The organism is Methylacidimicrobium sp. AP8 (assembly GCF_903064525.1).
Lineage (GTDB): Bacteria > Verrucomicrobiota > Verrucomicrobiia > Methylacidiphilales > Methylacidiphilaceae > Methylacidimicrobium.
Genome location: NZ_LR797830.1, coordinates 1,996,320 through 2,014,820 on the forward strand (window position 1 = coordinate 1,996,320; position 18,501 = coordinate 2,014,820).

Below are 18,501 nucleotides of genomic sequence, written 5' to 3' on the forward strand. Positions count from 1 at the left end.
TCGGGACACCGGCGCCGCCCACCGGCAGCGGCGCAGGGAACCGGACGCGGATCAGCCCGCATCGTCGCCGAGCCCGCGCAGTTCTTCCCAAACCGCCGCAACCAGCGTCGCTAAGTTGTCGCGTCCAAAGGATAAGGGCGCTCCGGCAGCGGAAAACAAGTCGGGAAGAGGCCTCGACCCGCCCAGCGCGAGGGCGCCCCGGTATGCCTCCAAGGCTCCCTCGGGGTCCCTGCGAAATCGGCTCCAAATCGCCAAGGCGCCCAGCTGGGCGATCCCGTACTCGATGTAATAAAAAGGATATTCGAAGATGTGGAGCTGACGATGCCAGAGGGAGCCCAGAACATCTTCATATCCGGACCAGTCCTCTTTTCCGCCGAAACGCCGCACCAGGTCTTTCCAAACAGCGGCTCTTTCTTCGCGCGAATGGCCGGGATGGGTGTAGAGCCAATGCTGAAACCCGTCCACGACCGCCATCCAAGGAAGAAAACGGAGGATCCCCTCGAGATGGTTGCGGCGGGCGCGGCGTAGTTCTTCCTCTCCGTAAAACTCTCCCAGGTAGGGCGCGGCCAAAAGCTCCATGGCCATCGACGCCACCTCGCAAAATTCCAGGGGAGCGGATCGATACGCATAAAGCGGCTGGGTGCGCGCAAGGAGGGTGTGAAAGGCATGGCCGCTCTCGTGCAGCAGGGTTTCCAAGTCGCGATGGGTACCGACCGCGTTCATGAAGATGAATGGCTGTCGGGCTTCGGCAAGCGTGCTTTGGTAGCCGCCGGGAGCCTTGCCCTTGCGGTTTTCTAGGTCGACCAGGCCGTCTTGGCGCATCTGCCGGAAGAGAGCTCCTAAGGGCTTGTCCAGGGCGCAGATCACCCTTTCGGTCTTCTCTAGCAGCTCGGCGCTCGTCCGGAACGGGCGCAGGGGAGGTTTCCCATCGATGTCGACCGCTAGATCCCACGGACGCAGCCGATCGATCCCGAGCCGCTTCTCCCGCCGGGAGTCCATCTCCCGGCAGAGGGGAACGACCACCTCTTCGATCGCGCGGCCGAACTCGAGGCAATCGGCCGGGGTGTAATCGAATCGTTCGGCGCGGGCGAAGGCGTACTCGCGGTAGTCGGGGAATCCGGCGGCGGCGGCGATCTCCGTCCGCAGGGACAGCAGGCGATCAAAGATCTCCTCCAACATCCCGGCGTCCTGCAACCTGCGCCTGGCAATCTGCTCCCAGGCTGTCCGCCTTCTCTCTCGATCCGGCTCCTCGAGCACTCTCCCTACCTGGGCAAGGGTCTGTTCCCGCCCGTCGAAGGAGATGGTCATCGCCCCGACGATCTTTTGATATTGCTGGCAGAGACGCGCCTCTTCCGTCTCGCGTGCGATATTCTCCTCGCGGAAGAGGCGGACTTGCATTTCCACGCTTCGGCGAAAAACAGCGTAGGTCTCGGGAAGGGCGGCGAAGCAGGGATGCCGGTGAAAAGCGCGGAGGATCGCCATTTGCCGTTGCTTCCTCCACGGATCGACGACGGTAAGAATTTCCAAGTACGCTTTTTCCCGTTCCGGATCGTCCGTTTGACAGGTCATCGCGATGTAGCGCTTGGCCCGCACCTCGTCCATCGCCGCCTGGACCTCATCATAATGACGAAGCCAACTCTCCAGGGCAGATACCGATCGGGCAGCGTGCAACTCTTCTTCCAGTCGCCGGAAATGACCTTCAAGAGAGCAAAGGGAGCAGAGATCGGTTTCGGCGGGGAGAAAGGAGCGCGGGACAAACGGGAGAATCGGGAAGGACGCGTTCATCTTGGCAGACAAGCGTTGCCACCGCCGGCAGGCGAGGGCAAGCCTCAATGCGGTCCGTCGCCCGACGATCCGATCGACTCCCAAAAGCGGGCGAAGGCCAGATCCCAATTCCACGATCGGCGGACCTCTTCGGCCACCCGCTCCCGCTCAGCCCGAGGCGGTGGAGAGGTCAGCAGCTCGGCGATCGCACGCGCCCATTCTTCGGGTGAGCCGGCGCGGCACACGCGCCCCATCCCGAACCGGGCCAAAAGCTCGGGAGGCCCCCCTACATCGGAGACGACGACCGGCAGCCCGGAGCTCATGGCTTCGAGCACCGCGTTGCCGAACGTGTCGGTCGTGCTCGGAAAGACGAAAATGTCCGCGGAGGCATAGGCTTCGCTCAATGCCCTGCCCGTCAATACTCCGGTAAAGAGCGCGTCGGGAAGGAGCCGCATCAACTCCTGGCGGTAGGGCCCTTCTCCCACGAAGGCGAGGGTGAACTTCAGGCCGCGACGGCGCAACGCTTCGGCGACCGCCGGCAGAAAGCCGAGTTCCTTCTCTTTGGAAATCCTCCCGACATAGAGCAGCACCGGACCCGCCGCTCCCCTCTGCGCCCAGAAGTCCGTTCGCCGGAACGAGGGATGAAAAGCATCGACGTCGATCCCGCGCGGGAGAATCGCCAGCTTTTCTTCCGATATGCCTCGCTTGCGCCAGGAGCGGAGATATGCGGACGAATTCACATAGGTTTTCGCCATCTGGCCGTAAAACCAATCCATGTAGCTCCATGCCAGTCCTTCCATCCACGGGTCCTGACTGAGAAAGCGAGCATACTGAGGAAAGTCGGTGTGGTAGATCCCCACCGCCCGCAGTCCCAGGATCTTCCCGATCGCCAGCGCGCACAAGCCGACCGGTCCCGGCGTGCTGATGATCAGCTCGGTGAATCGTTCCTTGTAGACGAACTCAAGGAGGTCGAAGAACGGAGGAAACGAGAGCTTCTGCATCTCGTATTCCGGGATCGCGAACTCGCCGATCGGGGGGAAGTTCCGGAAGAGAATTCCGTCCACTTTCGGGTGTGCCCGCGAAGTGACGACCGTCAAATCCGCTCCGGCCCGAGCGGCAGCGCGAGCCATGGCCTGAATTGTCCTTGTCACCCCGTTGACCTCGTCGAGGGTATCGGTGAACCAAGCCCGTTTGCACAAGAGGATCTCAGCCGGAAGGGAGGAGAGATACCGGCGGCTGAGGCCGCGCAGGAAATCACGGTCCACTCCTTGGCGTTGAAAGGCCAGAAGATGGGGAGCGGCCGCCGCCGCCACCGGGAGAAGTCCGGCCAAGGATTGGAACGCCTCCAGCACGCTTCCTCTCCTCAACTGGGCGGCCGCGCCGATCAGCAGCCGGTAGACTAGCTGGCTCACCAGGTAGGATGCGACACGGAAGGAAGCGTCGACCGGCGTCGCTGCCCGCTCGATGATCCGGTCGATCTCGCCCCGTACGTCGGGATTGGTGAAGAAATCGGCGAACGCGCGCACCAGCGTTCCCTCTCCGGGCTTGAGCAGCTCGAAGACTTGCCCGCTGCGCACCGCGGCCGCCAAGTGGCCGATCCGTTCACCCAGGGAAAATGCCGTGGGATTTTGCCCGGAGACAAAGCGTTCGGCGATCTTTTGCAGCAGCGTCGCCGCCAGGGGAGCTGACTGCCGGAGCCGCTCCTGGGCGTACTGGAATCCAATGTTGTAAAAGGCGATGGAAAACCGCGCCGGGTCGCCCGGCACCCCGCCACCCGTTCTGCCCCTTCCAGCAAAAAGCTCCCGGAAAAAGCCTTCGACGGTCCCGTCGTCATCGGCTTCGGTCCAGAACGAACCGGCGGCCAGCCCCCCGTGATCATTGGATCCGCCCACAAAGATTTTCTCATGGCCCGGCTCGTCGAGCGGGGCCATCCCTTGACGTTTGGCGATCTCGGCGATCCGCTCGGGCGTCAAAGCGAGCAGGCAGAGGCGTGCAATCTCCTGCGGGAGCCCGGGACGGCTTCCGTCGGCTGTCTCGAACGCGCGAAAGAGCAAGATGAGCTTCTCGAAATGATCCGGAGTGAATTTCCCGTTGAGATTTTCCAACGGGTGGGCCACCGCATGCGGGATGTTTCTCAAGCGGAGAAACGATGCGAGCTTCTCGATGTCGGGAGCGAGCTCCTGAATTCGCGGATGATCGGCCTCGCGCAGGTTCCAGACCAGCAAGTGGATTTCGCAGCCATCCGGGAAGAAGGTCGTCACCTCCTCACTCAGAAAGACGTCCGGATGCCGATCCCGCAACTCCAGGCAGCCGTCGATGCGATCATGATCGGTGATCGTCTTCCAGGTCATGCCGGCGTCGGAAAGCTTCCGGTAGAGGGCCTCAGGATCGGAGTAGCTCTGCCGGCATCCGATCTTCCGGAGGATCCACTCGGAAGGCCGGTCGGAATACCGGGAATGCAGGTGGAGATCAGCGCGAGACATAGCGAAGGTAACTGAGAGGGCGGCTCCCTCGATCGAGGACCCGCTTGACGATCCGCTCGATCTGATCACGGATCGAACCGTAAAGAAAATCCCCCGGATGGACGCTGACACGGACCACCTGCCGGACCGCCTCCCGCGAAAGCAGCCGGTTCCATGCGAGCGAACAGGCTCGCCGCCAACCCGCCCGGGTGCTCCAACAGTGAGTCCGGGCGGGAATCCATCGTTGCGCCGGACGGAGGGTCAATATCCCACCGATCCGCGTCGTGTACCGGAAACCTTCGCGCGCTAGAATCGGCCAGAGGCGCGGATGCATCAGCCAGCCGGGCGCCACGAACCCTTCGGCGGGCCAACCCTGCGCTGCGAAGAGCTCGCGCGCGCAGCGGAGGCGCTTCGCCGCCTCGGCCGGCGGCAGATCGAAAAACTCCGCCTCCCTCCGGGTATAAATCTCGGTCCAAAACCAGCTCCGCCAGTCGCTGGCGCCAGCCTCGCGCCAATGAAAGTAACCGTGCACAACGGCCTCATCACCCGCTTCCCTCTGGAGGTCGACCCACCGGCAGAACTCGCCGTCTTCACAAAAGAACGATCCGCAATGGTAGGCCGGAACGACGAGCAGGCTCGCTTCCCTCACCCCCCATTCCCGCAGCTTCTCCCGCTGCCGGGCTACGAGCGAAAACGAACCCGGGTGGACGTCGTGGAGAGAGACGATCAGCGCAGTCCCTTCGTTCATTCGCGCGAAGGCGGACAGGAGCCGTACAGTCGAGGATTGGCCTGAAGGTCTTTGACCACGGTGCAGAGGTACACCGACCCGGAAAACCACCCGGCATATTTGGTCACCGGCACCCGGTCGACCACCCGGAATCCATAGCGCTCGAACATCCGTTCCCCGCGGCGGCGATCGAAGACGACAACCTGGCCGTAGACGGCCCGCTCACCCTGTCGGACCAGATAGTCCAAAAACGAATCCACCAGCTCCCGGGTGCGCGGCACGCTGCGCCACGGCGCCAAAATGTTGAAGTGAAAATGCGGGGTGTCCGGAAGGCTTCGCGGAGATTCGCGGCGTCCGTGCCAAAGGAGCCAGCGGAGATATCGCCGGCTAGAGGCCCGATAAGACGGATAGCGGGCCAGCACGCGCAGGAAGAACCGCACATTGTGAACAAGGTGATACCGCGCCTTGGCCCTCGGCTTCCGGCATCCCGTCAAGTAGCCGACGATCTGCCCGCCCGCCTCGCAAACCCAAGCCGATTCCGGCTCCTTGTCCGTGTAGTAGGAAGTCAGGTAGTCGGCGAAGAGCTCGCGATCCTCGAAGACCGGATCGATTGGAGAGCCCAAAAAACCGGTATCCGCGCAAACCCGACGAACTCCCTCCCGATCGCTCGCACGATAGGGACGGATTGTGACGACCTCCGTCTCCCTCCCTGCCGCAGCCGTGCTCATCTTTCCGCTCTCTCCCCGGCTCGCCGGCTACTCCGTCGGAACCGCTCCCGTCGGAAGCTCCGCCTTCTCGAGGGCCGGAGCACCCCCTCCCATCGCCAACCGGTAATAGCGCCAAAGTCCCATGAAAACGTTCGGCCAATCATAAATCTCTCTCGTCCGCACGGAAGCCGAAATGCCGATCTGCCGCAGGTCCTGGTCGGCGGCACGCTCGATCGCCTCCGCCAGCTCCTCCGCGCAATTTCGGTGCGCCCACAATTCCAGGCCCGCATGGATATGATCATCCATGTTGGTCCCACGGATGCCGATGACTGGGCAACCGCAGGCCTGGCTTTCGACAGCGACAAGCCCGAAGGTTTCGACGACTCCCGGATGGACGAAAAGGTCCGCCGCCCGATAGCATCTCCGCAGCTCCGTCTTCTCCTCGATGTAGGGGCGCCAGATCACCGCATCGGTCTCCTCCTGCAACCGCCGCACCTGCTGCCTGAGCGGCCCGTCGCCTACCACCAGGAGCCGATAGTCGCGTCGACGCGAAGCGCGCAGGGCTTGGAAGGCGCGCAGCAAGACCGAAATGTTCTTTTCGCGCGCGAGCCGCCCTACGTACAGGAGCAGAAAGGCGGAATCGGGCACCGCGAGCTCTTCTCGCCAGGCCCGGCCGTCCGGTCCGGGACAAAACGTCCGCGCATCAACCCCGAGGCGAATCGGAATCGTATTCCTCAACCCCCAAGACTCCAAAAGCCTTTGGAGCGTGGCCGAGGGCACGAAGGTGTACCGGAAACGGGCGTACAAGCGGACAATGTACCTCCGGGCTGCAGAGAAGAGCATCTGCTCGACCAGTCGGCCCCCGAAGCGGCAAGCCGTGCGCAAATAGGCATCCGGAAAGTGGGAATGATAGAAAGCGACGGCCGGAATACCGAGCTCGCGGGAACTCCGAAGGACCGTCCACGCCAGATGATAGGGATCTCCGGATTCGACGATGTCGGGGCGAACCTCGCGCAGAATCGAGCGGACCAGCGGAACGTTGCAAAGGATACGATAGCGCGAGGTCCGGTCGATCTTCGGAGACGCTATTGTGATCAGGTGCGTCCTGCCTTCACACTGGTGCGTGGTCCTTTCGCCCGGCACGATCAGATAGTGCTCATCCTCCGTCCGCTCCCGGACATATTCCTGCTTTTCGCCCAGATAACGCCTCACCCCGCCGCTGCGCGGTGAATAGAACTGGGTTACGTCACAGATCTTCATCGAGGCGCGGGCCTTCCCGCGTTCGGACGAGCCGACCCCGGCATTCCCCCAACCCGGCGTTCCCGCAAACCGCTTTACACAGTCGGTTCCGGGAAGGATCGGCTCTAGCCGGCCCGCTGCCGTTTGGATCGACGCGCATCGCGATTTGCCTTGAGGGCTAAGGTGGGAGATGGCGTTTCTCTCCTACGGGAAACGAGGTGGACAAGCAACCCCATTTTGTTCCGGCGAGATTCCGAGCTTTGCCTACGCCGGCCCCTGTCATTCCGAGCGGTTCCCCGGAGTTCTCCCTGCCCGCGCGGCTTTTTGCAACCTTGGCTTGGATCGGATTTTCCTCCGTGCTCCCGGCCAGAGCCCAGTCCGATCCTACGCTCGCCACGACGAGCGCCGCCGTCCCGGGCACGGCCGAGCTCCAAAAGGCGCTCGAAGAGGGCGGGATCGCCGTCCAAACCGTGCGTCCGGGCATCCGGCTCGCCGGATATCTGGACAGCTCCTTCGTCGACAACTTCATTCCCCCCAATGCTCGAATTCCGACCCGGATGGCCGACGACGGGATCGCCGGCGGGGGATTCAACTTCAACGCCGTGCGGCTGCTCCTCGAAAGGCCGCTGGATGATCAGAACCGATGGGAAATGGGATTCCGTGTGGATCTTTTCGCCGGCCAGGATGCGGCCTCCATGGGAGGACCGGACAACCTGGCCGGACTGGGAGTCCCCACGGAGGCGGGGAACGCGCGGAACACTTCGAGCTTCCTGCTGGCCGAAGCCTATATCCTCCTTCGCATTCCCGTCGGGAACGCCATCGACCTGAAGATCGGGAAGTTCGTTCCTCCCTTGGGATTCGAAGTGATGGAGCGCCCCGCCAACCTCAATTTCACCTATGGCAACCTGTACAGCAACCTGATCCCGGAGATGGTCACCGGAACGGAGGCGGTCTATCGACCGGTCGATTGGGTAGAGACCACGCTCGGAGTGCTCGATGGATCGTTCAACGCTGCGCGAGCAGGATTCCCCTTCTTCGGGGAAAGCACGAATAGCCTCGGCAGCGCAGAGGCCTATCTTTTTCTAGCCTCCGCAGCCTTCGACGCTCCCGCGCGCAACGCCCGGCTGGTGGCCAGCGCCCTCTATGGGCCCGACGGCGCCGACCCTCCCGGATTCGGATTGGCTCCGTCCATTCCGGGGAGCGGGGTTTTCGTCCAAAGCCCCCTGAACCGCGCGGCGCCGTTTTTCTTAGGCGATATCTGGGGGGAGTGGATTCCCAAAGCCGCGCGCGACCGCATCCTGCTCGCTTGGGAAGCCACGGGCGGCTTCTACGAAGGCGTTGCCGCTCCCGGGGCCGACTCGCTCCAGGCTTCCCATTGGCTCGGAGCCAGCCTCTGGGCTCGATACCAGATAAGCAGCTTCGTCAGCTTCGCCCTCCGGACCGACTGGATTCATGCGAGCGCCAACGAGATCCTCCCGGAGCACATCGGACCGGAAGACATCTGGAGCGTGACGGGGACCGTCGGCTTCGACATTTGGGAGAACCTGATGGTGCGAACCGAGTTCCGGATGGATTGGGGTGCGGCGATCTACGGCACCCCGATTTTCCCGACCGGAACCCTCCTCTTCCCCCTTTCGAGCGGTCCTGCGTTCCTTTGGGCGGTGGAAACCGTCTACTCGTTTTGATCGGCGGGGCCGGCGCGACCCGCCGACCGCTAGCCCGTCGAGCCAGTTGGCGACAATCGGCGCTCCGATCACAAGGCCGACGCCCTCCACGGACCGCCCGGTCACCTTCGCGAAGCAGAGACCGACCAGCTTTCCTTCAAGATCGACAACGGGCGCTCCGCTATCTCCTTCGTTCACGGGAGCATCCACCTGGAGCAAGGGGAACGCAAGCCCCCGGTCTATCCCGATGCCGCGCGGCCGCGCGCTCAGCACGCCCCGAGAGACCGTATTCCCGTAACCTATGCCCGAGCCGATGACGAGGACCGTCATGCCCAAGAGCCCTTCGGATAGACGGGAGTAGGGAAAAACTCCCGGAAGGGTTCCGGGCTCGACCCGCAAAAGCGCGAGATCGGTTTTCCTGTCGGCACGGATCAAGTGCGCGAGCCGCACACGCCCGTCAAAGAAAGTCACGAGCAGATCCCTCCGCGCCACGCTCTTGCCCAGCACATGGGCGCAGGTCACCACCTCTCCTCTTTTCGACACGACGAGCCCTGTTCCGATCGCCTCGATTTTCCGAGTCGACCCGAAAGGCCCCCAGCTTCTCTTTTCGACCGAGATGGAAACCACGGCCGGCAGCGTGCGGCGAACCACTTCCACCACAGCGCGGTCGTACGCCGACAAGGCTCCTGCCGGCTCGGGCCGTGCGACCGCGGCGAAGGCTCCCACCATGAGGGAAGTCCCGGCCGACAGCGATCCGTGCCACCAGCCAGACACCCGCCGTCGACCACGTAAGATAAGCGCCATGAAGCTACTCTGACGGAAGGCGGCCCGGATGACAATGCGACATCCCGAGGAGGTCGGCGGGAGCGCGTCGGCCAGGGTTCTTGCCTTGCCGGTCTCCGCCGGCCTTCCCATGGTCTTTCCCACCTAACAGCCTGTCGGACTTTCCGTTTCCCGCTGGAATATCTGGTAAAAGAGGGCATGGCTGAGCGGATTGCGACGGTGGATCGGCGCCGATGCTTTTGCCCGGGGACCTGCGGGATTGGGTGGACGAGGACGAATTAGTGCATTCTTTCGAGTGAACGCGAGCCGGACGGGGGACGCGCAGTATCGCCGTCGATGATGCTCTCGCTTTTGATTTACTGCTATCCCAACGGAATCTTTCCGAGTCGGAGGGTCGAGGCGGCGGCCGCGGCGAGATGTGGCGGTGCGTGATCTTTGTGCGAACACCCATCCGGATCGCGAGGCGATCTGCCGGTTTCGGCGGGAGAATCTTGGAAAAAGAGGAGGAAGCGGACCGGAGAGAGGAAGCGACGAAGCGGATCCGGGCAAGCTCTCCGCGGAGATCGGTCGGCGGCAGCGACTCCAGGCAAAAGCGGGAGGAAGCGCAACGCGGCCTGGAGGAAGGGGCCAAGGAGCGAGCGGAGCGGGAGCGTGCGGATTCCGAGCGGAAGGAAAAAGAACGGGCAGCCCGTAAGGGGACTGCCAAAGGGCGGCATATCCACCCTCCGGAGGAGAATCCTGGGGCGGAGGAACAAAGCAACCTGACCGAGCCCTTGAGCCGGCAGATGCGCAAGAGCGGGAAGCGAAGCCTTCGCACGGAGCTATTAATGCGCAAGCGGCCGTAGATGCGGAAGGGAGTGCCTTGGTGCTTTCTTTCGGCTCGGGTGAGTGTGTGCGCCAACGAAACCGGCGAGTGGGAAGTCGGCGTGCGGGCCATTCCTACGGCAGCCGGTCGGGTCCGTGCGCTGCTGGCCGACACGGGGTATCCCCATGGCGAAGAGGTCGAGGCTCTACAGGCGGAGGCAATTGAAATGAACTCTCCGATGAGGGCCGAAGCTCGGGAATGCCGCCGGCGATACGAGTTCCGGCCCGCCGATCGTCGACGGGAGAAGCCCGTGGCGTATACCGCCCCGTGGAGACGCAAGAGGATCGAGAAGCTCGCCAGTCCGGAATGGCCGCCGCCTCTATGCTCGAAGCAAGCAGATGGTCGAACCGGTCTTCGGCATCATCAAATCGGTGATGGGCTTCCGGGCCTTTCGGCTCCGCGGGCAAGCCAAAGTCCAGGGCGAATGGTCCTTGGTCTGCTTGGCGTACAACTTCCAGCGCCTTGGGAAGCTTGGGGGAGCCCGCAACTCCGGTTCTCTTCCGATTGGATCCCTATGGTCGCTCTCCGCCGGAAGAACGGCCGTCGCAGTATCCTGGTTTTTATGGTTCCCGGGACAGTCAGTCCCCATGCCGCATCGGACTGCCGCCGCATCGCGGCAAATTCTCGCACCAAGGTCGACAGGCTGCTAGGATGAGCCGGCGGAGAGCAGGCAGTCTCCAGAGGGAGGAGATCCGATGGAATATACGTCGCTGCCCGGGCTGGAAGAGCAGGTTTCCCGAATCGGACTAGGCACCTGGGTCATGGGCGGATGGATGTGGGGCGGTGCGGAAGAAGCGGACGCCGTGGCCGCGATCGAGACGGCGGTCGACGCCGGCATCTGCTTGGTCGATACCGCTCCGGTCTACGGATTCGGGCGAGCGGAGGAGATCGTCGGGAAGGCAGTCCGGAATATCGGTCGGGACAAGATCGTGCTGGCCACCAAAGGCGGCCTCGAATGGAATGCGCGGGAAGAGATACGGCGCAACTCGAGTCCGGAACGGCTGAGGCGGGAGGTCGACGAGAGCCTGCGCAGGCTGAGAGTCGATTGGATCGATCTCTATCAGATTCACTGGCCCGATGCGCGGGTACCGATCGAGAAGACGGCCGAGACCCTCCTCGATTTGCAAGCCCGTGGCAAGATTCGCGCGCTCGGCGTAAGCAACTATTCTCCGGAACAGATGGAGGCTTGGCGCAAGGTCGCCCCGCTTCATACCGATCAACCCCCTTACAACCTCTTCGAGCGCGGGATCGAGAAGGATGTCCTTCCCTACTGCCGCGCACACGGCATCGGCGTCATCGCCTACGGCGTCCTCTGCCGGGGGCTTCTCACTGGCAAGTTCACCGCCCGGCACACCTTCCCGCCGGGAGATCTTCGCCGGATCGATCCCAAATTTCAGGGCAAAACCTTCGGGTGTTACCTAGCTGCAGCGGCCGATCTGCGTAAGCTGGCCGAGGCCCGCGGCTTCACTCTGGCGCAGCTCGCCGCCCGATGGGCGCTCCAGCAACCGGGGATCTCGGTCGTCCTGTGGGGAGCACGCAAACCATCACAGATCCAGGAGGCCGCGGCATTGCCGTCCTCCCTTCTTTCGGACCGCGATTTGGCCGAAATCGACCGGATCCTCGCACAGCACGTTCCGGAGCCGATCGGCCCGGAATTCATGGCACCCCCGCTCTAGCCCGCATTCTCACTACCCTGCACGTCTCACCAATAGCGGGCATAGCGGAACGCAAATGAGGAGAAGCTCTACTCTGCGCGCAGCGACAGGGAGAAAATCAGATCCAGGAAGAGCGCTATCTCTTTGCCAACCGGCTCTCGACCGCGCAAATGGCCGGCAACCAACTTCGGCTCTCCTTCTCGGCTCTGGCATACTCGCTGGTGGAAGCGCTGCGACGGCTGGGTCTGCGAGGAACGGACTGGGCCCAGGCCCAGGTCGACATCCTCCGGCTCCAGCTCCTTAAGATCGGCACGCTGGTCCGAGTCCGCGTCCGCCGCGTCTTCCTCTCGCTGAGCAGCGCCTATCCTATCCTGGGAAGAGCCTCTTGACCCACGCCTTCCGAGTGCTGCCTTGCTGCGCATCTGGCAAAACCCCAGTTCTGTTCCTTCGGCAAGAGCCTACGATCGGGCGGAGCCGTTGCTCCACAACGGGCTTTTTCCCCTTTGCAGCCTTCGGATTCAGGCAAATCGAAGGAGAATTTTGCTCGATACCGCCTCACGAGAAACGCTCCGCGCGGCTAAAACTGCTCGCAAGCGACTCGACCAGCACCCTTCTCACGCGAAAGCCCGTACTGGTGGGATATGGCGGCTAGCGTTCCGCCCCGGCATGGTTCCTGCTATACTGAAGGGCGGCCATGCCTTCCTCCTTCCCGGCCCCCGCCGGTGTCGGCGATCGCCAAAAGAACTGCTTGCCCGGCATGGATTACGGGCTTGACGCCGATTTCGACGAGATGGTCGACGCGACGGGCCGGCCCCGGCCCCCCTACCGAGGTCTCTGGGAGCTTCTGGAAACCTTGGGGCCGGAAATATGGGAAGAACGGCAACGAGCGGCTGGCGAAGAGTTCCGCCGCCGCGGAGTCACCTTCGCGGTCGGCTCCGGAAGCGAAGAACGCATCTTTCCCTTCGACCTTCTGCCTCGCATTCTCTCAGCTTCGGAATGGCTCCGCTTGGAGAGGGGACTCATCCAGCGGGTGACCGCGCTCAACTGCTTTCTGCAGGATATCTACGGTCAGGCCCGGATCCTGCACGATCGAATCATCCCCGCCGACCTCGTCCTGGGATCGTCCCAATTCCGGAAGGAAATGGTCGGGGTCGCGATGCCCCACGGGATCTATGTGATGGTTGCCGGGCCGGATCTGCTTCGACTGCGGGACGGCTTCGTCGTCTTGGAAGACAACTTGCGGGTTCCAAGCGGGGCTTCCTACATGCTCATCAACCGTCGCGTCCTGCGCCGGGTCCTTCCCTCCCTCTTTGAATCCGCCCCTGTCGCCTCGATCGAATCCTATCCCGCCCTTTTGCGGCAGGCTCTCCAATCCCTCCGCCCCGAGGGGGCTCGGGATAAGCTCGCGGTCCTCCTGACACCCGGAATCCATAATCCGGCCTACTTCGAGCACACTTTCCTCGCTCAGGAGATGGGCATTGCGCTGGCAGAAGGGAAGGATCTGGCCGTGATCGAGGGAAACGTGCAGCTTCGGACTGCTTCTGGCTGGAAGGGAGTGGGCTCCATCTACCGGCGGCTCAACGACGACTTTCTCGATCCGCTCGCCTTCCGGCCGGAGTCTCTTCTGGGGGTACCGGGGCTCTTCGCGGCTTTCCGGGCGGGACGGGTGAACATCCTCAATGCGATCGGAGCCGGGGTCGCCGACGACAAGGCGATCTACCCGTTCGTCCCATTAATGATCCGGTACTACCTCGCAGAAGACCCGGTCCTTCCGAACGTGGAGACCTTTCTTTGTGAACGGACGGCGGAGCGAAACCACGTCCTGGCGAATTTGGAGAAGCTCGTCGTCAAGGAAGTCTCCCAAGCCGGAGGATACGGCATGCTCTTCGGACCGGCGAGCAGCATCCAGGAGCGCGCCGCCTTTCGAGAAAGAATCCTCGCCGAACCTCGGAACTACATCGCCCAACCCGTGCTCTCCTTCTCGCACCTCCCTTGCTGGATCGACGGACGCTTCCAGCCCCGCCGAGTCGACCTGCGCCCATTCGTTCTCCTCGCTCCCGATCCCGTGGTAGTTCCGGGAGGGCTCACCCGCGTCGCCCTGGCGAAAGGGTCCTTTATCGTGAACTCCTGCCAAGGAGGAGGAAGCAAGGACACTTGGATATCGGGGGTCGGCACAAAAGCCGGAGGGGCGGAGAACGCGGCAGAGCCATGATCTTCCGAAAAGCGGCCTACTTCTATTGGCTCTCCCGCTACCTGACCCGGGCGCTCGACACAATCCGGCTCGTAGAGGCCTATTGGCCGCTTTGCTGGGACCGAGAAAATGGCAGGGGAGAGGATGCGCTGATCCGGCTGCGCCAAGCGTTGCGCATGTCTCTCCCCAGTCCGAACTCCGGCACGGCGGGCCAGCTATTCTGGTTTCTCGACGCTGAGGAAAATCCGCTCTCGGTCCGAAGTTCCCTTGGAGCCGCCCGATTCAACGCGCGCCTCCTGCGGGAGGAGCTTCCGGAGGAGGCATGGGAGCTGTTAAGCGAGCTCCCCGCCGATCCGCCGGGCTCTCCGGATCCCGATCTTCCCGTGGCCTTCCCCCGGACTCCTTCCCTCCCCTGGGTGCGAGGGATCGCCGCGTTCTATGAAATCGCCCGGACCGCACTGGCGCAAGGAGCGGCATCGGATTTCCTTGCGCTCGGGCAGGCGATCGAAGGGATGGGGAACCTCGCGGCGGCGTTGCATGCGCTGGTGCAGGATGCATCGGCGGGCGAGGCTCCACCCCCGGAGGAACAAGCGGCGGTGCTCCGCGGCTTCTGCTCCCTCCACGCTTACCGTTCGATGCACGGCCCCTTCTACGAAGGAGAATCCGTCTGCCGCAGCCTTCTCGGCAGCCGGCGGCTTCCACGCAGCTTCGCCGCACTGCTGCACGCGGCCGCTTCCGCCCTCGAGCGGCTCGAGAAGCAGAGCGTCTATGCGCTTTCGCCCGCATGCGACGCAGCCTTCGCCCTCGGCGCAGTGCTCGCTTCCCTGGAAAAGACTCCCAAGGAGCGCCTGAGCTCTCTCTTGGTAGAGCTTCCCATCGGTTGCAACCGGCTCCACCAGCGGGTCGAGCAGGCGCTCGGTCAGCCCGGCGGAAATGCAGGTTAACCTTTTGCGGCCTGGTCTTTTCTCCATTATAAGAGGTGAAGAACGCCCGCATGTTTTCTCCATCCCGCATCCGCAATTTTTGCATCATCGCCCATGTGGACCACGGCAAGACGACCCTCTCCGACCGGTTGCTCCAGGCTACCGGCACGATCCCCGAGCGGCAGATGCAGGACCAGCTCCTCGATTCGATGGATCTGGAGCGAGAACGGGGGATCACGATCAAGGCGCACCCGGTGACAATGCGTTACGAGGCCGCAGACGGGGAAACCTATCAGCTCAACCTGATCGACACGCCCGGCCACGTCGATTTTTCCTACGAGGTCTCCCGAAGTCTTTCGGCCTGCGAAGGAGCTCTGCTCGTGATCGACGCGGCCCAAGGAGTCCAGGCGCAGACCGTCGCGAACGTGCAGCTGGCCGCGCGGCAGAACCTCCATTTGATCCCGGTCATTAACAAGATCGACCTGCCCACCGCCAATCCGGCCTCGGTGAAGCGGCAGCTCGAAGAGGTTCTCGCTATTCCCGGAGAAGAAGCGATCCTGGCGAGCGCCAAGGCCGGGATCGGCATAACGGAAATCTTGGAAGCGGTGATCCGCCGGATCCCCCCGCCGGAGCCCTTCCCCGACGGGATCGTCCGCGCCCTGGTCTTCGATTCGGTCTTCGATCCGTATCGAGGGGTGGTGCTCTACGTCCGCGTCCGGTCGGGCGAGCTCTCCCGGGGTCAGAAAATCCTGCTAATGGCGACGGAAAGCGTTTACGAAATCAAGGAAGTGGGGATCTTTAGCCCCAAGATGACCGCGCAAGCCCGCCTGGAGGCGGGAGCGACCGGGTATGTGATCGCCAACATGAAGAGCCCGCTTGAGGTTAAGATCGGGGATACATTGACTTCCGCTCTCCAGCCGGCGGCCGAACCGCTCCCTGGGTTCCAGGATGTCCGCCCGATGGTTTTTAGCGGCATCTATCCCGTCAATCCGGCGGACTTCGAAAAGCTCAAGGCCGCCCTACACAAGCTCCAGATCAACGACCCGGCGATCACCTTCACCCAAGAGAGTTCCGCGGCTTTGGGCTCGGGCCTGCGGTGCGGCTTTCTGGGCCTGCTCCACATGGAGATCGTCCAAGAACGGCTCCGGCGCGAGCACCAAGTCGAGATCCTAGCTACCTATCCCAGCGTCGTCTACCGGGTGCGGCTGACGTCCGGCAAAACCATAGAGGTGGACAATCCGCTCCGGATGCCCGACCCGTCTCAGATCGACTCGATCGCCGAACCGACGGTGCGCGCCTATCTGCTCATTCCAACGGAACGGATCGGAGAGATCCTTCAGCTTGTCCTGGAAAAGCGCGGGATCTGCGAGTCGACCGAATCGGCCGGCGAAGACCGGGTGATGCTCCGCTGCCGGATCCCGCTGAGCGAAATCCTCATCGATTTCAACGACAGGCTGAAGTCCCTCACCCGGGGCTACGGCTCGATGGACTACGAGCCGGGCCCTTATCAGACCGAAGACTTGATCCGGCTTGACATCCTCGTCAATGGAGAGCCCGTGGAAGCCTTCTCCTGCATCGTGGCGCGGAGCCGAGCGGAAGCCCGCGGCCGGGCGATCCTGGCCAAGCTGCGGGAATTGATCCCGCGGCATCTCTTCAAGATCGCCCTCCAAGCGGCTGTCGGAAGCAAGATCCTCGCCCGCGAGGACATCGGCGCAGTGGGGAAGAATGTGACCGCTAAGTGCTACGGAGGCGATATCACCCGTAAACGCAAGCTCCTGGAGAAGCAGAAGGAAGGAAAGAAACGAATGAAGACCTTTGGTCGCGTCGACATTCCACAGGAAGCCTTTTTGCAGATTCTCAAAACGGAGAGTGGCTCATGAAAGCAGTCCCCTCCTCGTTTTCCGACCGGCGCGAACGCCGCCGCCGGAGGAAGGAGCTGGCTCGGTTGCGAAAGGCGATTCACCGCATGTCGATCCGCCAGAAGGACCTGCTCTCCCCGGAAGCGCGGCAGAACGCGGCGGCTTTCCAGACGGAGGTCGCTTCCTACCTCGCCGACCCCCACGCCCCTCCCGAAGGCGCTTCCGCTCTTCTCGACCGAGGGGACAAGCTCGCCGGGAAGCTCTTTCCTCGAAAACCCTGGCAGGAGCTGCGGGAGAACGTCGAAATCTTTCTGGTGGCGATCGCCGCCGCGTTGGCCATCCGCGCTTACTTCCTCCAGCCCTTCAAGATTCCCACCGATTCGATGAAGCCGACCCTCTACGGGATCCAGACGATCGCCCGGACCGAACCTCCGCCAGCGGTCCCCGTGCGTCTGCTCGAGATGGTTCTCTTCGGCAAGCAGTACCACTATCTGCGCCTCTCGCGGCCCGCCACTCTCGTCGACCTGGTCCCCGGCAAGTTTTTCCTCGAGTATACCGACCTGCTCTTCGACGACGGGCAGAAGCGGAGGGTCTGGATCCCGGCGCCGACGCTCGTCTACAAGGTTGGACTGCGGCCCGGCCTATCCTTTCGCGCCGGAGAGCCCGTCTTCAACTTCGCAAGCGTCGCGGGAGACCAGGTTCTCGTCAACAAGGCGGTGTACAACTTCCGCAAGCCGAAACGCGGCGAGGTCTTCGTCTTCCGGACAGCCGGCATAGAGGGCATCGAATCGACCTTGCGGGATCACGGGCTCGACGGGTCGCTTTTCTACATCAAGCGGTGCGTCGGAGTGCCGGGCGACCACCTCCAAATCGACCCGCCGATCCTCCGAATCAACGGAAGCCCCAGACCTCCGAACGCAGCCATGGCCCGCGTCGAAGCGGGGCGCGACGGATACCATGGCTATGTCATCCTCCCCGGCCAGCAATATCTCCGCTCTCCCGCAGAAGAGGTCGTCGTCCCCAAGGATGGCTACTGGGCGATGGGCGACAACAGCCCGGATAGCCAAGACAGCCGCTTCTGGGGGCCCGTACCTCGGCACGATCTGGTTGGGACCGGGCTCTTCGTCTACTGGCCGTTTAGCTTCCGCTGGGGTTGGATTCACTGACGGATGCTTGCCGCTCGGTCCGAACAAGGAGGATCGGAGCCTCGGCCAGCCGCCGAACCGGAAAGGAGGTGCTCAGGCCGAAGAGCGCCCCCAGGATTGTGTGCGCATGGCTCCCCATCACGATGATATCGGCACCTTTTTCCTTCGCCGTCCGAACGATCTGGCTGACCGGGTCGCCCAAAGCGAGCTCGACTTCGACGGAGAGCCCTTGGCTTTCCAGATCCTGGGCCTTCGCTTCGAGATAGCGCCGCGCCTGCTTCATCGCTTCGTCCTGGCGCAGGGCGATCCGCTCGCCCGATTCCAGAGTCCACTCCTCAATGCCGGCGAGAGGAACGGCGGGAACGGGGCAGGCGTGAAGAAGCACCAGCCTGGCGCCTGAGAGCCGGGCCAACTCGCGGGCGTGATCGAGCACAGCATCATCGACGGGGCTCTGCTCCAGCGCCGCCAACAGGCAGTGATACACCGAAAGCTAGAGTGGCGTATTTCATGGAAAAAA

The 18,501-nt window shown here is 63.0% G+C and carries 15 protein-coding genes and 1 pseudogene; 9 read left to right on the forward strand and 7 right to left on the reverse strand.

Features of this window, described 5'->3' with window-relative positions; translation table 11 throughout:
• Window positions 1-51: 51 nt before the first annotated feature.
• The 5 genes from MTHMO_RS09315 to MTHMO_RS09335 are packed head-to-tail and all read right to left on the reverse strand — an operon-like array spanning window position 52 to window position 6,920.
• Entirely contained in the window at window positions 52-1,899 is a 1,848-nt protein-coding gene (locus MTHMO_RS09315; protein ID WP_237394876.1) for a M3 family oligoendopeptidase, read from the reverse strand.
• Window positions 1,830-4,247, reverse strand: a complete 2,418-nt coding sequence (locus MTHMO_RS09320; RefSeq protein ID WP_202214529.1) for a glycosyltransferase — start codon at window positions 4,245-4,247, stop codon at window positions 1,830-1,832. Before MTHMO_RS09320 ends, MTHMO_RS09315 begins: the two co-directional genes overlap by 70 nt.
• Window positions 4,234-4,974 carry a DUF2334 domain-containing protein gene (locus MTHMO_RS09325; RefSeq protein WP_202214530.1) on the reverse strand — a complete coding sequence of 247 codons (741 nt, stop codon included), beginning with the start codon at window positions 4,972-4,974 and terminating at the stop codon, window positions 4,234-4,236. Before MTHMO_RS09325 ends, MTHMO_RS09320 begins: the two co-directional genes overlap by 14 nt.
• Window positions 4,971-5,681, reverse strand: a complete 711-nt coding sequence (locus MTHMO_RS09330) for a GNAT family acetyltransferase (protein ID WP_202214531.1) — start codon at window positions 5,679-5,681, stop codon at window positions 4,971-4,973. Before MTHMO_RS09330 ends, MTHMO_RS09325 begins: the two co-directional genes overlap by 4 nt.
• 27 nt (window positions 5,682-5,708) lie before the next feature.
• Complete coding sequence (locus MTHMO_RS09335) at window positions 5,709-6,920, reverse strand: glycosyltransferase (RefSeq protein ID WP_202214532.1); 1,212 nt, start codon at window positions 6,918-6,920, stop codon at window positions 5,709-5,711.
• A gap of 335 nt (window positions 6,921-7,255) precedes the next feature.
• On the opposite strand from MTHMO_RS09335, the gene MTHMO_RS09340 reads away from it, so the two are divergent.
• Window positions 7,256-8,584: an outer membrane beta-barrel protein gene (locus MTHMO_RS09340; protein ID WP_237394877.1), complete on the forward strand. Its 1,329-nt coding sequence runs from the start codon at window positions 7,256-7,258 to the stop codon at window positions 8,582-8,584.
• A gap of 54 nt (window positions 8,585-8,638) precedes the next feature.
• Here the strand turns inward: MTHMO_RS09340 and MTHMO_RS11285 are convergent.
• Window positions 8,639-9,478, reverse strand: a pseudogene (locus tag MTHMO_RS11285) (S1C family serine protease); the annotation flags it as partial.
• Window positions 9,479-9,837: 359 nt separating this feature from the next.
• On the opposite strand from MTHMO_RS11285, the gene MTHMO_RS09350 reads away from it, so the two are divergent.
• The 8 genes from MTHMO_RS09350 (at window position 9,838) to lepB (ending at window position 18,005) form a co-directional block, all read left to right on the forward strand.
• Window positions 9,838-10,191 carry a hypothetical protein gene (locus tag MTHMO_RS09350; RefSeq protein ID WP_202214534.1) on the forward strand — a complete coding sequence of 118 codons (354 nt, stop codon included), beginning with the start codon at window positions 9,838-9,840 and terminating at the stop codon, window positions 10,189-10,191.
• Window positions 10,192-10,549: 358 nt separating this feature from the next.
• Window positions 10,550-10,861, forward strand: coding sequence for a transposase (locus MTHMO_RS11290; RefSeq protein WP_370568318.1), 312 nt, complete (start codon window positions 10,550-10,552; stop codon window positions 10,859-10,861).
• Window positions 10,862-10,906: 45 nt separating this feature from the next.
• A complete protein-coding gene (locus tag MTHMO_RS09360) occupies window positions 10,907-11,887 on the forward strand; it encodes an aldo/keto reductase (RefSeq protein ID WP_202214535.1) in 981 nt (326 codons plus the stop codon).
• Between the two features lie 101 nt (window positions 11,888-11,988).
• Complete coding sequence (locus MTHMO_RS09365) at window positions 11,989-12,255, forward strand: transposase (protein WP_237394928.1); 267 nt, start codon at window positions 11,989-11,991, stop codon at window positions 12,253-12,255.
• A gap of 305 nt (window positions 12,256-12,560) precedes the next feature.
• On the forward strand, window positions 12,561-14,078 hold the full coding sequence (locus MTHMO_RS09370) for a circularly permuted type 2 ATP-grasp protein (RefSeq protein WP_202214536.1): 1,518 nt from the start codon (window positions 12,561-12,563) through the stop codon (window positions 14,076-14,078).
• On the forward strand, window positions 14,075-15,001 hold the full coding sequence (locus MTHMO_RS09375) for an alpha-E domain-containing protein (protein ID WP_202214537.1): 927 nt from the start codon (window positions 14,075-14,077) through the stop codon (window positions 14,999-15,001). The genes MTHMO_RS09370 and MTHMO_RS09375 overlap by 4 nt, the downstream gene beginning before the upstream one ends.
• 50 nt (window positions 15,002-15,051) lie before the next feature.
• A complete protein-coding gene (gene lepA, locus MTHMO_RS09380) occupies window positions 15,052-16,860 on the forward strand; it encodes a translation elongation factor 4 (protein ID WP_202214538.1) in 1,809 nt (602 codons plus the stop codon).
• Entirely contained in the window at window positions 16,857-18,005 is a 1,149-nt protein-coding gene (gene lepB / locus MTHMO_RS09385; protein ID WP_202214539.1) for a signal peptidase I, read from the forward strand. Before lepA ends, lepB begins: the two co-directional genes overlap by 4 nt.
• Here the strand turns inward: lepB and MTHMO_RS09390 are convergent.
• Window positions 17,977-18,468, reverse strand: a complete 492-nt coding sequence (locus tag MTHMO_RS09390) for a universal stress protein (protein ID WP_202214540.1) — start codon at window positions 18,466-18,468, stop codon at window positions 17,977-17,979. The genes lepB and MTHMO_RS09390 overlap by 29 nt on opposite strands.
• Window positions 18,469-18,501 lie beyond the last annotated feature (33 nt).

Excerpts from the sequence above, each read along its gene's own strand:
- MTHMO_RS09320 (WP_202214529.1), bottom strand. The coding sequence starts at position 4,247 with ATGTCTCGCGCTGATCTCCACCTGCATTCCCGGTATTCCGACCGGCCT.
- MTHMO_RS09325 (WP_202214530.1), bottom strand. The coding sequence starts at position 4,974 with ATGAACGAAGGGACTGCGCTGATCGTCTCTCTCCACGACGTCCACCCG.
- MTHMO_RS09330 (WP_202214531.1), bottom strand. The coding sequence starts at position 5,681 with ATGAGCACGGCTGCGGCAGGGAGGGAGACGGAGGTCGTCACAATCCGT.
- MTHMO_RS09335 (WP_202214532.1), bottom strand. The coding sequence starts at position 6,920 with ATGAAGATCTGTGACGTAACCCAGTTCTATTCACCGCGCAGCGGCGGG.
- MTHMO_RS11290 (WP_370568318.1), top strand. The coding sequence starts at position 10,550 with ATGGTCGAACCGGTCTTCGGCATCATCAAATCGGTGATGGGCTTCCGG.
- MTHMO_RS09360 (WP_202214535.1), top strand. The coding sequence starts at position 10,907 with ATGGAATATACGTCGCTGCCCGGGCTGGAAGAGCAGGTTTCCCGAATC.
- MTHMO_RS09370 (WP_202214536.1), top strand. The coding sequence starts at position 12,561 with ATGCCTTCCTCCTTCCCGGCCCCCGCCGGTGTCGGCGATCGCCAAAAG.
- MTHMO_RS09375 (WP_202214537.1), top strand. The coding sequence starts at position 14,075 with ATGATCTTCCGAAAAGCGGCCTACTTCTATTGGCTCTCCCGCTACCTG.
- lepA (WP_202214538.1), top strand. The coding sequence starts at position 15,052 with ATGTTTTCTCCATCCCGCATCCGCAATTTTTGCATCATCGCCCATGTG.
- lepB (WP_202214539.1), top strand. The coding sequence starts at position 16,857 with ATGAAAGCAGTCCCCTCCTCGTTTTCCGACCGGCGCGAACGCCGCCGC.